This is a genomic window from Nannocystis sp., from assembly GCF_016714285.1.
GTDB lineage: Bacteria > Myxococcota_A > Polyangia > Nannocystales > Nannocystaceae > Nannocystis.
Map to the genome: position 1 here is coordinate 68,982 of NZ_JADJNN010000014.1, position 15,040 is coordinate 84,021.

10 protein-coding genes and 1 pseudogene are annotated in these 15,040 nt (G+C 72.5%); 7 read left to right on the forward strand and 4 right to left on the reverse strand.

The window, feature by feature from the left end; all coding sequences use genetic code 11:
* Positions 1 to 85 precede the first annotated feature (85 nt).
* The 5 genes from IPJ59_RS23625 to IPJ59_RS23645 all read left to right on the forward strand — a co-directional run bounded on the left by IPJ59_RS23625 (position 86) and on the right by IPJ59_RS23645 (position 7,584).
* Positions 86 to 1,024, forward strand: a complete 939-nt coding sequence (locus IPJ59_RS23625) for a serine/threonine protein kinase (protein WP_293273398.1) — start codon at positions 86 to 88, stop codon at positions 1,022 to 1,024.
* 7 nt (positions 1,025 to 1,031) lie between these two features.
* Positions 1,032 to 2,012: an L-threonylcarbamoyladenylate synthase gene (locus IPJ59_RS23630; protein WP_293273399.1), complete on the forward strand. Its 981-nt coding sequence runs from the start codon at positions 1,032 to 1,034 to the stop codon at positions 2,010 to 2,012.
* A gap of 47 nt (positions 2,013 to 2,059) precedes the next feature.
* Positions 2,060 to 3,880: a serine/threonine-protein kinase gene (locus tag IPJ59_RS23635; protein ID WP_293273400.1), complete on the forward strand. Its 1,821-nt coding sequence runs from the start codon at positions 2,060 to 2,062 to the stop codon at positions 3,878 to 3,880.
* Positions 3,881 to 4,049: 169 nt separating this feature from the next.
* Positions 4,050 to 6,026 (forward strand): protein kinase domain-containing protein, encoded by a 1,977-nt coding sequence (locus tag IPJ59_RS23640; protein WP_293273401.1) that lies wholly within the window; start codon positions 4,050 to 4,052, stop codon positions 6,024 to 6,026.
* A gap of 160 nt (positions 6,027 to 6,186) precedes the next feature.
* Positions 6,187 to 7,584 (forward strand): protein kinase domain-containing protein, encoded by a 1,398-nt coding sequence (locus tag IPJ59_RS23645; RefSeq protein ID WP_293273402.1) that lies wholly within the window; start codon positions 6,187 to 6,189, stop codon positions 7,582 to 7,584.
* Between the two features lie 40 nt (positions 7,585 to 7,624).
* Here the strand turns inward: IPJ59_RS23645 and IPJ59_RS23650 are convergent, their stop codons facing one another.
* Both IPJ59_RS23650 and IPJ59_RS23655 read right to left on the reverse strand, forming a co-directional pair.
* Complete coding sequence (locus tag IPJ59_RS23650; protein WP_293250740.1) at positions 7,625 to 8,710, reverse strand: TolB family protein; 1,086 nt, start codon at positions 8,708 to 8,710, stop codon at positions 7,625 to 7,627.
* A gap of 107 nt (positions 8,711 to 8,817) precedes the next feature.
* Positions 8,818 to 10,542, reverse strand: a complete 1,725-nt coding sequence (locus IPJ59_RS23655) for a golvesin C-terminal-like domain-containing protein (protein WP_293273403.1) — start codon at positions 10,540 to 10,542, stop codon at positions 8,818 to 8,820.
* Between IPJ59_RS23655 and IPJ59_RS23660 the strand changes: the two genes are divergently transcribed.
* Together IPJ59_RS23660 and dusB are read left to right on the forward strand one after the other, a co-directional pair.
* A complete protein-coding gene (locus IPJ59_RS23660) occupies positions 10,541 to 10,747 on the forward strand; it encodes a hypothetical protein (protein WP_293273404.1) in 207 nt (68 codons plus the stop codon). The two genes, IPJ59_RS23655 and IPJ59_RS23660, sit on opposite strands and share 2 nt — an antisense overlap.
* A 44-nt stretch (positions 10,748 to 10,791) precedes the next feature.
* Positions 10,792 to 11,940, forward strand: a complete 1,149-nt coding sequence (dusB, locus tag IPJ59_RS23665) for a tRNA dihydrouridine synthase DusB (protein ID WP_293273405.1) — start codon at positions 10,792 to 10,794, stop codon at positions 11,938 to 11,940.
* Positions 11,941 to 12,066: 126 nt separating this feature from the next.
* On the opposite strand, the gene IPJ59_RS38055 is transcribed toward dusB, so the two are convergent.
* Both IPJ59_RS38055 and IPJ59_RS38060 read right to left on the reverse strand, forming a co-directional pair.
* Entirely contained in the window at positions 12,067 to 13,173 is a 1,107-nt protein-coding gene (locus IPJ59_RS38055; protein ID WP_366524669.1) for an MYXO-CTERM sorting domain-containing protein, read from the reverse strand.
* A 95-nt stretch (positions 13,174 to 13,268) separates the two neighbouring features.
* A pseudogene (locus tag IPJ59_RS38060) lies at positions 13,269 to 14,147 on the reverse strand (FG-GAP repeat domain-containing protein); the annotation flags it as partial.
* Positions 14,148 to 15,040: the final 893 nt, after the last annotated feature.

The window sequence follows — 15,040 nt, forward strand, 5'->3', positions numbered from 1 at the left end:
ACAGCCGTTTTCGCCGCGGGCCAGGACCGCGCGGATTCCACCCCTCGTGTCGACTCAGGACCAAAACGCAGGCACCCGCAACACGATGACGACCGGCATCACGCCCGCGTCGCAGTCGCAGTACGAGGGCTATCAGGGGACCGAGCTGCCGCCGGGGACGGTGGTGTCGTGCGGGTCGCAGTTCGAGATCGTGCAGCGGCTGGGCGAGGGCGGGATGAGCAAGGTCTACAAGGCCTTCGACCGCCTGATGAACCGCTACGTGGCGCTGAAGGTGATGAAGAACGACGTGCCCGACTGGGCCCACCGGCACTTTCGCCGCGAGGCCCGGATGTGCGCGAGCTTCATGCACAACAACCTCGTGCACGTGATGCAGGTCGGGACCACGGAGGAGTTCGACCTGCTGTGGTTCGCGATGGAGTACCTGCGCGGCAAGGACGTGGGTTGGTTCGTCGACAGCGGGACCTCGATGTCGATCCCGGTGATCTGCGAGATCTTCTCGCAGGTGCTCGACGCGCTGCGCTACGTGCATCTGCGGCGCATCGTCCATTGTGACATCAAGCCGTCCAACATCTTCGTCACCCGCGACTCCCACGACCCGCTGCTGCGGGTGGTCAAGCTGCTCGACTTCGGGGTCGCCCGCGACCTCAGCGATCTGTCGTCGCACTCGACCGGGCACGTGATGGGCGACCCGCGCTACATCGCGCCGGAGCAGACGATCCCCGGCAACTACATCGATCACCGGGCCGATATCTACGCGCTCGGCATGACCTTCTTCGAGCTCGTCACCGGCGGTCGCCACCCCTTCGAGGACCTGTTCGAGGGCCACCCGCGCAAGCTGCTGGTCGCCCACCGCGAGCGCGACCCGCTGCCGGTCAGCCACTTCCTGTCCGACTCGGTGCCGGCCGCCAAGGCGCGGGCGATCGACGCCTTCTTCGAGAAGAGCTGCGGCAAGCAGGCGCACCAGCGCTTCGCCGACGCGGCGCAGATGAAGGAAGCGCTCGGCGAGCTGGCCAAGTTCGGGTGAGGCCGCGATGATCACGACGCTGCTGGCCGGGGACGACCCGGCGGCGATCGCCCGCGCGGCGGACATCTTGCGGGCGGGCGGGCTGGTGGCCTTCCCGACCGAGACGGTCTACGGGCTCGGCGCCGACGCGCTGTCAGCGACGGCGGTGGCGGGGATCTTCGCGGCGAAGGATCGACCGGCGGACAACCCGTTGATCGTGCACGTGGCGGATGTGGCGGCGGCGCGTCGACTGACGCGCAGCTTCCCGGCGCTTGCAGAGCGCGCGGCGGCGGCGATGTGGCCGGGACCGCTGACGCTGGTGCTGCCGCGCGGCGAGGCAGTGCCCGATGTGATCACGGCGGGGCAGGACACGGTGGCGCTCCGGGTGCCTGCGCATCCGGTGGCGCTGGCGCTGCTGCGGGCCTGCGGCCGCCCGCTGGCCGCGCCGTCGGCCAATCGTTCGGGGCGGCCGAGCCCGACCCGGGCGGAGCACGTGCTCGCAGATCTGGACGGGCGCGTGGCGCTGATCCTCGACGGCGGGCCGACGCTGCACGGGCTCGAGTCGAGCGTGCTCGACCTGACGGGGCCGCGGCCGCTGCTGCTGCGCCGCGGGGCGGCGACGCTCGAGCAGCTGCGGGAATTGTTGGGGCCGGTGGACGCGCTGGACGAGTCCGATGCCGCGGCGCTGCGGCGCTCGCCGGGGCTGCGCCACCGTCACTATGCGCCGCGGGCGAGGGTCCTGCTGGTGGCCGAGGGCGCGGGCGAGGCGGCGGTGGAGCGGGCGCTGGCGGCGGGCGAGCGGGTCGCGCTGGTGTGTCGGCGCGAGGTTGAGACGCAAGCGCTGCTGCTGCGCCTGCCGGGCGACCTGGCGGCGTTCGGGCGCGAGCTGTTCGCGGGGCTGCGAGCGCTCGATGCGGCGGGGATCGAGCGCATCGTGGTCGAGGCGGTGCCCGAGCAGGGAATCGGGGCGGCGATCATGGATCGGCTGCGGCGGGCCGCGGCGGGGTAGCAGGCGGCGCTGTCGCTGGCGGCGAGCTTGGGGCATCATGCGCCGGCATGTCGGAGCCGGGCGACCCCACGCAAGCCGCTGGCCTGCGTCTCGGCGCGGTGCTCGGGAGCGGGGCGGTGGCCACGGTGCTGCGCGTCGAGGCGGCCGACGGTCGGGTGTTCGCGGGCAAGCGGCTGCACGAGTCGCACGGACAGGACAGCGCGGCGGCGCAGCGCTTCGCCCAGGAGGCGGCGCTGCTGCGAGGGATCCGCGACGACAACATCGTCGCGGTGTACGGGGTCGCGGAGGTCGAGGGGGCGCCGCTGCTGCTGCTCGAGCTGGTCGAGGGGCCGACGCTGGCGCAGCTGATCGCCCGCGAGGCGCCGCTCGGCGAGGCGCGGCTGGCCCGCCTGGCGGCGGGGGTGGCCCGCGGTCTGGCGCGTGCGCACGCGGCGGGCGTGATCCATCGCGACCTGAAGCCGGCCAACATCCTCGTCGCGGTCGGTGATCGGGCCAAGATCGCCGACTTCGGGATGGCCCGCGCGACCTCGCTGGCGGGCGTCGAGCGCTCGGCGTTGACGGTGCTCGGGACGCCGGATTACATGGCCCCGGAGTCGCTCGACCCGCTGGCGGTCGACGTGCGCAGCGACCTCTACGCGCTCGGCTGCATCCTGTTCGAGATGGCCACCGGGCGGCCGCCCTTCACCGGGGCGACGGCCTTCGGGGTGATCGAGGCCCACCGGCGGGCGGCGATCCCGGGGTTGCCGGACAGCTTCTCCGCGCCGCTGCGGGCGCTGGTCGCCAGCCTGCTCGCCAAGTCGCCCGCCGACCGGCCGCAGGCGGCGGTCCAGGTCGCGGCGCTGCTCGAGCAGATCGCTGCGGGCGAGGCGGTCGCGCTGGCGCTGCCGGCCGCGGGCGTCAGCGGTCCGGCCTGCGCCGGCTGCGGGCAGCCGCTGGTGGTCGAGCTCGCGGTGTGCATGCACTGCGGCCTCGAGGTGGCGCGGGTCGAGGCGGGTCGCTGCACGGTGCTGGTGTCCGGGCCGGGCGAGCCGGGCGACAAGCTGGACAGCGCCCTGCGAGCGCGCCTGATCGGCTGGATCGCGGGCAACCCGGGGCTCTGCGTGGTCGCGGGCAACCTCGAGCGGGCGATCCCCCGCGTGCCCTTCACCTTGCTCACGCGGGTGTCCGAGGCCAGCGGCCGCGGGGTGGTCGCGGCGCTGCAGCGCCTCGGCCTCGAGGCGGAGCTCGTGCATGGCGGGGCGCTGCGCTCGCGACGGATGCGCAAGAAGGCCGGGGCGTTGATCGGCCGCACCCTCGCGGTGGTCGCGGCCTCGTGCGCGGGCGTCTTCAACAACCGCTACATCATCTTCCTGCTGCCGCTGTTGATCCTCGCGGCCGCCGGCGGGGCGACCTTTGGGGCGGTGCGCAAGGTGACGCGCTCGCGGGCGCTGACGCCGGGCAAGCTGGCGGCGCCGCTGCGCGAGGCGCTCGCGGGGGTCGAGCGGGTCCTGCCGGCGATCGCCACGGCCCGGCACCGTCACGGCCTGCGCGCGGTGGTCCGCCGCAGCCTCGCCCTCGCGCCCGCCGGTGACGCCGGGGCGCAGGAGGAGCTGGCCCAGGCGATCACGGCGGCCACGGCGGCCACCGGTCGCCTCGAGGCCCTCGACCGGGCGCTCGCGGCCGGCGACATGCAGCGCTCCGACGACGCCGGCCGCGCGCTCCTGCACGAGCGCGACACCTGGGCCGCCCGCCTGCTCTCGCTCACCGCGGCCCTCGACGCCTTCCAGGTCCGGGTGGTCGGCGCGGCCGCCCGCAACAGCGATGAGGCGGCGCTCCGCGAGCTGCGCGCGCAGGTCGAAGCGCTCGAGGAGGTCCAGCGCGGCCCATGAATGCGATGACCCACGCGACCGATCGGTTACCTGTCCCTGCGGCTGGGTCTGCATGTCCTTTGCGACCTGTCCATGCGGCCAGGTCTGCATGTCCTCTGCGACATGTCTTTGCGGCCAGGCCCGCATGTCCGTTGCGACCTGTCCCCGCGGCCAGGCACGGGAGGTCGGCGTGAGCGAGCAGCTGGGCCTGCCGGCGGGCGCGGTGGTGCTCTCGGGGCCCGAGCGGGTCGGGTCGGAGCAGCGCTGGCGGGTGCGTCTGGCCGACGGTCGGGCGGCGCTGCTGGCCCGGTTGGCGCCGGAGCTGGCCCGCGACCTGGCGCTGCGGCGCCGCTACGTCCGCGACCTCGAGCGCCTGCGCGAGCTGGGCGCGCAGGGTGGGGCGCCCGGGGTGGCGCCGCTGCTGGCGCTGGGGCCGGAGCCCGACGCTGCGGCTCCGGATGCCGCGCCGCCGTGGCGCCTGCGCCTCGACCCGCCGGGCGAGACGCTCGAGGCGTGGCTGGTGCGTCGCGCCCCGCTGCCGCCGGACGAGGCGACCCAGCTGGCGATCGATCTCGCCGAGCTGCTGGCCCCGCTGCACGAGCGCGGCGTGGTGCTCCGCGACCTGCACCCGCGCCTGGTCATCCGCGGCGAGGATCGCCTGTGGCTCGGCGACGTCGGGCTCGGCCGCGTCGACATCCTCTCGACCCGCACGGCCGCCAGCCTGCTGCTCGAGGGCTCGCCCTACGCCGCGCCGGAGCAGCTGCAGCGCACCGCCCTCGACCCGCGCGCCGACCTCTACCCGATCGGCGTCATCCTTTATCGTGCGCTCACCGGCCTGCTGCCGCGGGGTGACGGCCCGGCCTTCCTCGTCGACGACCCGGTCGCGCCGCCGGTCCGCCTGCGGCCCGGGCTGTCCGCCGCGCTCGACCGCCTGGTGCTGCGCTGCCTCGAGATCGATCCGAGCGCCCGCCCGGCCAGCGCCCGCGAGCTGGTCGCGGCGCTGCGCGGCGAGATCGGGCCCGACGGCGATCCGCGGACGCGCGTGGTCTGCCAGCACTGCAGCGCCCCGCTGCGCCTCGGCCAGCGCCTGTGCCTCGCGTGTGGGCGGGTCGCCGTCGACTTTGCGGATGAGTCCGGGGCCGATGGATCGGGGGCCGACGAGTTGGGGGCCCGCGGCGGGCACACCGTCGAGCTGCGCGCGGCCAAGGAGGACACCGCGTTCCTCGCCCGCCTCTACGACACCCTGAGCCCGCTGCACGCCGGCGATGTGCCCGCGCTGAACTTCGTCATCGGCGACGCCCGCATGTACTCGAAGGCCGAGCTCGAGCGGCGGATCCGGCTGCCGGCGCCGCTGTTCGCCGGGCTCACGCGGGGCACCGCGGAGCGCCTGGTCGCGCGCCTGCAGCGGAGTGGGCTCGCTGTGCGCATCGTCGATGACTCCGGGTCGGGCCAGCGAAGCACCCGGCGCGCCGTCATGCTGTGGACCGGGGTCGGGTTTGCGATCCCGGCGGTCCTCTGTCTCGTGCTCGGTGCGCCGCTGTTCGTGATCGCGATCTTGTTCGCGGTGGCGGCGTTCACCGGCGCGGTGGTCGAGGCGGCGCTGCGCGGGCGTCGACGCAAGCGGCAGGCGCCGCTGCTGCGCCTGCGCCGTGCGCCCGCGCTGCCGGCCTCCGATCCGCTGGTGGCGCGGCTCGCCGCGCTGCTGGGACCTGGCACCCGGCCCGAGCTGCGTGAGCTGGTCGGCGGCCTCGCGCTCGCGGTGCAGCGGCTGGTCGATCACCGCGCCGCGTCGCCGGGGGCCCGCGTCGAGCTCGACGCGCTGACGGCTCCGGTCGCGCCGCTGGTCGATCTGGTGGTCGCCCAGGTGACGCGGGTGCGGGAGATCGACGAGGTGCTCGCCGGGCTCGACGAGGGTGAGCTGATGCGGGCGCTCGCGGCCAGCGAGGCCCGCGACGAGCCGGCCCAGCGTCGCCACGACCTGCTCCTCGGTCTCGATCGCCTGCGGGGTCTCGAGGACGAGCGCGCCGCGATCTTCCATCGCCTGCTCGAGGCGGAGAGCTTGCTGCGGCGGGCCGTCGAGGTCGGGCTCGGCGTGCGCGACGAGGACGCCGGGCACGCGCGGGCGGTGCAGCAGGCCCTGCACGCGCTCACTGGCGGCGACGACTGAGGCTCTGCGGGGCCGAGAGAGGGCCCCTGTGGCGATCCGCGGCGCATGCGCGTAGTGCTCCCAGGCGCGGCCTGCGAGCGGCCAGCTCGCGGCGCCTGGTGTGTGAGTCCGGCGCCTTGTCGCCCGCGCGCCGGTCCGCTATGGCTGCCGCGGGGCAACGATGGTGGACGACGCAGACACCGGGACGATCCTGATCGTCGAGGATCATCAGGACACGCGCGAGACCCTGCGCGACTACCTCGCGGACTTCGGCCACGTCGTCGACACCGCGGTCGACGGCGCCGACGGGCTGCGCAAGGTCCAGCTGCGGCCGGTCGACCTCGTGATCACCGACCTCAACATGCCGCAGGTCAGCGGCCTCGAGCTGCTCGCCGCGATCCGCAGCCACAAGCTCACGCCCGACGTGCTGGTCCTCTCGGCGACCGGCCTGGTTGCGAAGGCCGTCGAGGCGATGCGCCTCGGCGCGGTCAACTACCTCGTCAAGCCGGTCGACCTCGAGCTGCTCACCAGCGAGGTGCGGGCGGTGATGCGGGTGCGTCGCCACCGCGAGCTCGAGCTGAGCGCGGGTCGCACGACCATGACGATCGACCGCGGCGCCGAGCTGGCGCGCCCGCAGTCGGTGCTGCTTGCGAGCGAGCCGCAGGTCGACGAGGCGGCGGCGGCCGAGCTCGAGACGCCGACCGCGATCGGCCGCTACCAGGTGCTCGGCGAGCTCGGCAGCGGCGGCATGGGCACCGTGTACAAGTGCTTCGATCCGGCGCTGCGGCGGACGGTGGCGGTCAAGGTCGTCGCCATCACGGCGATCCGCAAGGTCCACCGGGAGCTCCTGCTGCAGCGCTTCGCTCGCGAGGCCCAGGCCGCGGGGATGCTCAACCACCCCAACATCGTCACGGTCTACGACTACCACGACGACCCGCGCGGCGGCCCGGTGCACCTGGCGATGGAGTACGTCGCCGGGCGCTCGCTCGCGGCCGTGATCGCCGCCGCGGGTCGGTTGCCGTGGTCGCGGGCGACCGCCCTGGTGTTTCAGGTCATGGACGCGCTGGAGTTCGCGCACCGGCACCAGATCGTCCACCGCGACGTGAAGCCGGAGAACATCCTCGTCACCGACCAGGATGTCGCCAAGATCCTCGACTTCGGGGTCGCCAAGCTCGCCGACGGCGAGTTCGACGCGGGCCTCACCCGGCCTGGCACCTTGCTCGGCTCGCCGCGCTACCTGGCGCCCGAGAGCTTCCGCGGCGGCGGCGTCGACTACCGCGCCGACCAGTTCTCGCTCGGCAGCGTGTTCTTCGAGATGTTGACCGGCGCGCCCGCCTTCAAGTTCGACGACTTCTACGTCGGCGTGCACCGCATCCTGTCCGAGCTGCCGCCCTCGCTGGCGAGCCTCGGCGTGGAGGCCCCGCCGCTGCTGCAGGAGGTGCTGCGGCGCATGCATCACAAGGACCCGGAGCGCCGCTACGGCGACGAGATGGCGCTGCTCGCCGACCTCCGCGAGCTGGGCGCGCTCGCCGGGCTCACGCTGCAGAGCGGCGTGGTCCGGGTCGCCGACGACCGCTGAGCTGGACGTCGACCTGGCGTTTAGGACAGGTCGCCGCGGCTCAGCGCGAGGACCAGCGCGGCAGCCAGTCGGCGCCGGGGCGCTCGGTGAGGCGCACGCGATCGCGGCCGTCGCGGCCGATGCGGTACAGCTCGAGCTCGCCGCCGCCTTGATCGCGGACGAACACCAGGTGCGCGCCGTCGGGGGACCACACCGGGTTGCGGTCGCTGGCCTCGCCGTCGCTGAGCGCGACGCCAGTGCCGCCAGCGCCCGGGAGTGGCGTGACGCGCAGGCCGGTGCCCTTTGGCCCGCTGCGTACGCCGTGGACGATCGCCTGGCCGTCGGGGGCGAAGCTGGGCTCGGTCTCGTGGGGCTCCGTGCCGAGCGGGGCGCCGTCGCCGGGCGCTGCGCTGCGATCCTTGGTGAGCCGGCGCAGGTCGCCGCCGTCGGGGCGCATCAGGAAGATGCGGTCGATCTGCTCGCGGTTGCTGAGGAACGCGATCGTCTGCGAGTCCGGGGCCCACTGCGGGCCCCAGTCGTCGAGGTCGAACGAGGTCAGGCGCAGCGGCTCGCCGCCGTCGGGGTTCATGCGGTAGACCTCGGCGTTGCCGTCGCGGCTCGAGACGAAGGCGATCGCGCGGCCGTCGGGCGCGTAGACCGGCTCGTAGTTGCCCTCCTCGTTGTCGGTGAGGCGCAGCAGCGGCCCGGCGGGCAGCTCGAGGCGGTAGATGTCGCGGAAGCTCGCGGCCGACGACTCGAACACGAGGAAGCGGCCGTCGGGGCTGAAGCTGGGGTTGCGGACCTGGGCGCCGGGGAGGCTCTGCCACAGCGGCGCGGCGAGCGGGCCGTCGCCGAGGGCGAACAGCTGGACGCGCTCCTGGTGGCCCTCGGCCTCGTCGACGGCGATCACGGCGAGCGTGGTGCCGGCGCGGTCGATCGCTGCGGGGTAGATGCCGCTGCCGCGCAGCAGCTCGACGCGTCCGCTGCCGTCCGGGCGCATGGCGACGATCGCCGCCTCCGCGCCGCCGGGGTCCTCGGCGAGGAAGACCAGGCGCCCCGAGAGCGCCCCTGGCGTGACGGCGCCGGCCGGGGTGGCGGGCGAGCTGCAGGCGGCGATGAGCGGGGCGAGGGCGGCGAGGCGGAGCATGACGGCGAGCGCATTAAACCGGACATCGCCCGCCGACGCGAGGGTCTGCGGGCGATCGATGGCTGTCCGAAGGGACAGGTGCTGGTGCGTCAGCTGTATCAGCTGTATCAGCGCAGGCGCACGGCGTCGGCGATCACGACCTTGCCCTCGGTGGTCCAGCGCGACAGCACGACCTTGTTCCAGCCCTTGGTGAACTTGGCGCTGCCGAGCTGGACCCACTTGCCGCCGCTCTTGGTCTGGTCGGCGTGGAAGGTGGCGAGCTTGTTGCCGGCGGCGTCGAAGGCGACGAAGGGGGCCGTGGCGGAGCGGTTGGTGCCGGCGGTCCACCAGGCGTCGATCGTCCGGGTGCCGGCCGCGGACATGTAGAAGGAGAACTCGGCGGCGTCGGAGACTGGCGAGGTGGTCGCGTAGAAGTAGCCGGTGCCGTAGTAGCCGGCGGTGGCGGAGGTCGAGCTCCAGTTGCCGGAGACGGCGATCTTGGCCTTGTTGGGGTCGTTCTTGGCGTTGTTGCTGTCGACGACGATGCTGGCGTCCGGCTGCGGATCGGGCTGGGGCTCGGGCTGCGGATCGGGCTGGGGCTGGACGCCGCAGTGGCTGTTGACCTTGGCGAGGTAGGTCGCCCACGGCCAGTTCGGGCCGGGGTCGATGCGGTCGTAGGGCTGCAGCTGGCCGTGGGCGACGATGTGGTACTTGTCGCGCGGGACCTTGTGGGCCTTGCTGATGTCGCAGACCAGCTTGGCGGAGTTGTCGATCAGCTTGGCGTTCCACGACTTCTGCTTGGCGAAGCCGGCGTGCTCGATGCCGACGGTGAAGCCGTTGGCGTTGTAGCCGTTGACGTTGCACTCCTTGCTGCTGTTGAGCTTGCAGTTGTAGCTGGCGCCGATGTGCCAGGCCTTGTTGGCCTCCTTGACCAGCTGCGAGATCTCGGAGCCGTCCTCCTTGACAACGTAGTGCGCGCTGACCCCCGCGGCCTTGTTGACCAGCCAGCCCCAGCAGCCCGCGTAGGCGCCCTCGCAGCTGTGGATGATCACCATCTTCACCGTGCCGGCGAGGCCGCCCGAGCGGCTGCTGTAGTTCGGTGAGGGGTGCCACACGGCGCCGGCGTAGTCGGGGCCCGGGGAGGCGCTCGGCGGGTTGACGAACTCGGGGACGGCGTCGGCCGGGAGCATGGTGGCGACCGTGTGGCCGGCGCTGTCCGTCACCGTCATGCCGTCGCGCATGCGCGCGTAGACGTCGTTGTGCACGTAGCTGGCCTGCACGTCGAGGAGGTCGGCCGCGATGCCGCTGAAGTTGGCGACCGCGGGGGCCCAGGCGCCGAGCTTGCTGCGATCGAGGCCGAGGGTGTCGGCCTCGGCCGAGAGCAGCGCAGCGCCGGCGCGGATGTTGGCGCGGCGCTGGGTCTGCACGGCCTCGACGCTGACGCCGGCCAGCTCGGCGCCGCGGGCCAGGCGATCGCCGCGCAGGGCCATCACGCCGAAGGCCTGGGCCTGGCCCTCGAACTCGACCTGGCCCTCGACCATCTGCCACTGGCTCTCGACGTAGCCGATCGCCTGCAGCAGCTGCGCGGGCACGCCGAACTCGTCGGCGGCGTCGGCGAACTCGCCGTCGATGCCGCCCAGCTCGAAGCCGGGGTCGTGGGTCGGGGGATCGAGCGGCTCGGCCTCCTCGACGCCGGGCTCGGCGGCCTCGTCGGGATCGATGACCGCGGGGGTGTCGCCCGCGGCCCCAGGGTCGCCGTCGCCGTCGCCGTCATCACAGCCAGGGGTCAGGAGCGCGAGCGCGGTGAGGAGGCCCAGGAAGGGGGAGCGGGACAGGTGGGACGAACGCTGCATGATCAAGATCCTCATCGGTGGCGAGACGGAGCGACGTTTTGCTCATACGGCCGATGCGCGCCAGCACGCAAGCGGGCGTGCGCGGCCCGAGCTCACGGACATCGGCGTGATCGAAAGGGCAGCGGTCGTTACTCCCTTGTGCACGGCACGGCACGGCGGTCGGACGCCAGCTCAGTTGGCCCGCGCGGCGCTTGACGTCGCTTGACGTCGCTTGACGTCGGGGCGGCGAGGCGGGCAGTCTCTCGCCGCGTGGACCCCGAGGAGCCTGCGCGCGAGGGGGAGTTCGCGCCACTGCAGGTGGGCCCGCTGCGGGTGTGGCCGCCGGTCGTGCTGGCGCCGATGGCCGGCATCACCAACTACCCGTTTCGGGCGCTGTGCCGGCGCTTCGGGGCCGGGCTCTACGTCAGCGAGATGATCACGGCGCGGCCGCTGGTGCGGGGTGACGCGGTGAGCCGGCGGCTGGCCGACTTCGGCCCGGGCGAGGCGCCGCGGAGCCTCCAGCTCTACGGCGTGGACCCGGTCGACATCGGCGCCGCGGTACGCTGGCTGGTGGGGGAGGGGCGGGTCGATCACATCGACCTCAACTTCGGCTGTCCGGTGCGCAAGGTGACGCGCAAGGGCGGCGGGGCGGCGATCCCGGTCAAGCGCAATCTGCTCCGGGCGATCGTTCGCGCGGCGGTGCAGGCCGCGGGCTCGGTGCCAGTGACGATGAAGTTTCGCATCGGAGTCGACGACGATCTGGTGACCTTCGAGACGGCGGGGAAGATCGGCGAGGACGAGGGCTGCGCCGCGGTCGGGCTGCACGCGCGCACGGCCAGGCAGGGCTACGGCGGCGAGGCGCGGTGGTCGGCGATCGCCCGGCTCAAGCAGCTCGTGCGGACGATCCCCGTGCTCGGCAACGGCGACATCTGGGAGGCCGGCGATGCCCTGCGGATGATGCGGAGCACCGGCTGCGACGGGGTGATCGTCGGTCGCGGCTGCCTCGGGCGGCCGTGGTTGTTTCGCGAGCTGGCGGCGGTGTTTCGCGGCGAGGTCCCGCCCACGCCGCCGGCGCTCGGCGAGGTGTGGGACACGATGCTGCTGCACGCGCAGGCGCTGTGCGAGTTCCTCGGGGAGGGGTCGGCGATGCGGGCGTTTCGCAAGCACACCGGCTGGTACACGCTGGGCTTCGGGTTGCCCGGCGAGCTGCGCGGGCGCCTGATGCAGGTCGAGACGCTGGCGCAGCTGCGGGCGCTCGGGGCCGAGGCCGATCGCGGTGAGCCGTTCCCGGTCGCGGCGCTGCGGGCGGTCCGCGGCAAGGGCTCGCCGCAGGCGGGCGTGAGCCTGCCGCACGGCTATCTCGACGACCTCGAGGACGCGACGCCGCCGGCGCTCGAGGACGCGGACTCGGGCGGCTGAGTCCTCTATCTATATACAAGAGACGCGGGGGCCCCTGCGGCCTTCGTTCACTCGAGCCATCGACATACGAAAAGACGCAGGGGCCGCTTGCACGGCCGCTGCGTCTTTCCTTCACACGAGGGCCGCTCAGGCCTTGCGGCGGCGGCGGATGCCGAGCAGGCCGAGCAGGGCCAGCGAGCCGAGCGCGCCGGCGGGCGAGCTGTCGGCGTCGCAGCCGCAGCCGTCGTCGTCGAGCTGGTCGGCGCTTTCGATGGTGTCGGACTCGGTGGCGGTGGCGGTGGCGGAGGCGGTCCCGGGGTGGCCGTGTCGCTGGCCGAGTTGGTCTCGGTGGGGACGGTGTCCGAGGCCGTCACCGAGTCGGAGGCGCTGGCGCTTTCGGTCGGCTCGGTGGCGGAGATGGTCCCCTGGGTGTCGGTGTTGGAGGCCGACATCGAGTCGGAGTCGGTGGCGGAGGCGGTGACGGTGACGCCGGAGTCGGTGGCGTTGGTGTCGGTGGCGGTGGCGGTGGCGGTGTCGGTCTCGGTGGCGCTCTGCGAGTCGCTCTCGGTCGCGGAGCCGCCGATGATGTTGGTCTCCTCGACCTTCGTGCACGCCTTGTTGCCGGCGGCGTCGATGGCACACAGGCGGTAGTACAGCACGTCGGCGTCGGGCACCTCGAAGCGGACGCGCCACAGGTACTCGCCGTACCACTGGCCGGGGAGCGAGATCTTGCCGGGGGTCATGTTGGGATCGGGCGGGAGGTCGTCCTCCCACGACTCGAGGTAGGGGCGGCCGTCCTGACCCTTCTCGGCGTCCTGGAAGTCGTGCTGCATCAGCGGCGACTTGTTGTCGTGGCAACGGACGCGGATGACTTCGGTGCCGGGGTAGTCGATGTCGGGGAGCTTCTCGTAGTTGGGGAAGATCGGGGCGGCCGAGTCGACCGGGATCTCGTCGGTCGCGAGCAGGATCTTCTTCTGCGTCGCGTTCTCGTTCTGGGCCATCGCCACGTCGAGCTTGAAGTCCTGGTTGAAGTCGGCGAGCACGATCGAGTAGGTGCCGGCGGACGCGGGCATCTGCTCGAAGGCGGTCTTGTTCGCCGCGTATTTGCCGCCCGACTCGTAGATCAGGCGGTCGGGGTACTTGATCTGCGCCGTCTCGATGGCGCCCATGACCCAGTCGACCTTGTGGTTGGAGTCGTGGTCGTAGAAGCCGGCCGAGAAGTCGAAGCTGGAGGGGTTGTCCAGCTTCGGCCACAGCACGTCGGTGCTGTCGGTGAACTTGCCCTTCTTGTCGTTGATGAGCAGGCGGTTGCGGCCGGAGACGCCGTCGTGCAGCGTCAGCAGGTCCATGAAGCCGTCGTTGGTGAGGTCGATCGCCTCGACGTCGAGCGCGTACTTGCCCTGGGTGATGTTGCCGGCGGTCGCGTCCACGAAGGTACCGTTGCCGTCGTTGGTGAACAGGAACAGGCTCGCCTTGTCGCCGGCGTAGGCGGAGACGAGGATGTCGAGGTCCCAGTCGTTGTCGACGTCGACGAACTCGAGCTCCCACGACCAGCGCACGTGAACGTTGGGCATCTGGGCGAGGGTCACGTCCTCGAACATGCCGGTGCCGGGCTCGCCGAACATGCCGGGCTTGTCGGTCTGCGACCACAGGCGGGTGATGCCGCCCTCGGTCTGGGCCACCGAGCCCTCGTCGGTGCCCCAGTTGGCCAGCAGGATGTCGAGGTCGCCGTCGTAGTCGACGTCGCCGACCTCGACGTCGCCGATGCTGAGCAGGTTCGTGGGGAGGTTCGGGTCCGTCACGTTGGTGAAGGCGCCGCCGCCGTCGTTGAGGAAAAGCTGGCTCTGCTGCACCCAGGTGGTGCCGAGGACGATGTCGTTGTCGCCGTCGTAGTCGATGTCGCGGATCTTGACCGCGCGACCGTTGAAGGTGGCGCCGACGCCGAAGATGTTGCTGCTGACGTCGGTCATCACGCCGGCGTCCTGGATGAACGCCTGCTGCGCCTGGTCCGACGCGTTGTCACCCTTGTCGTAGCCGGCGCCGTTGGCGAACACGACGTCGATCAGCTTGTCGCCGTTGAGGTCCGCGGCGTCGACCTTGCTCGACAGCAAGCTGGCGTTCTCGGTGAAGAACGCGTTGTCCTGTTTCCACGGCGCGGCGAAAGCAGTGACGGGGACCAACAGCGATACCAGCAGCGGGGGGAGGGGGACGTAACGAAGACGGCGCATGCCGCCTCAATATCACGGCTCACGCGGGCCGGGCGAACGAAACACCCGTGCCGGCCGGCCAACCACTGCGCCGTGGCGCGCCGGCGCGGGCCGTGGCGCGCCTGGCGTGCACGCGCGCCGCGTGTCCCTCGTGAAGTGGGCTGTGGCTTGCGGGGTCGCAGCGGCGCGCGCGCGACGAGCTTGAGGAGACCGCAGCGAGGAGGCGCGCGTGATGTGCAGCGATGCCGCGAGACCCCGCGCGCGAGGCCCCACATCGGCGCGCGAGTGAGGCCAGGCGGCCGCGTGCTGCTCGAGCAATGCCCGAGGTCGGGGGCGAAATGACATGCACACCGAGCTCGCTGCATGTCGTGAGTCGCGAGCGGGTGACCAGCGAATCCGCATCGGCATCGTGATCGCGACGCGACGTCGGACACGATGCGGTGGGGCGACAGGCGGAGCGCACCTGTCCCAAGGGACGGGTGAGGCATCGCGGGTCGGCGCGGGGTCTGGGGGGCCGCGACGCGAGATTTCTTTGGCGCCGGCCGTAATATTTTGGAGGGCGCGACCTGCGTGTGATCTCGGGGGCCCGGGTCCCCCATGGTTGTTGCGGATCGTCATCGAGGCCCGACGCGGCTCGTGCGATCACTCGAGTCGCGGCGACAGCATTGCGTCGTGGGCTTCGCGAATCGGCCGGATCGGGGCTTTCCTCGCATCGGTAGCGATGGCGAGAAAGGGCCCATCGTTGCCCGTATAACGGTGTTTGCGGCGGAGGCCTGGGGCTGTCCGGGGAGTGCGGGCCAGGGTTTTCGTCAAATCCTCGCGGTCCGCCACGGTTTGTGGGAAGTGTGGCGGTGCGGCCTGCGGCGGCGCTCGACCGAGGCGAGCGAAGGTTTCACTTCGGGCGGCGCTGTGCC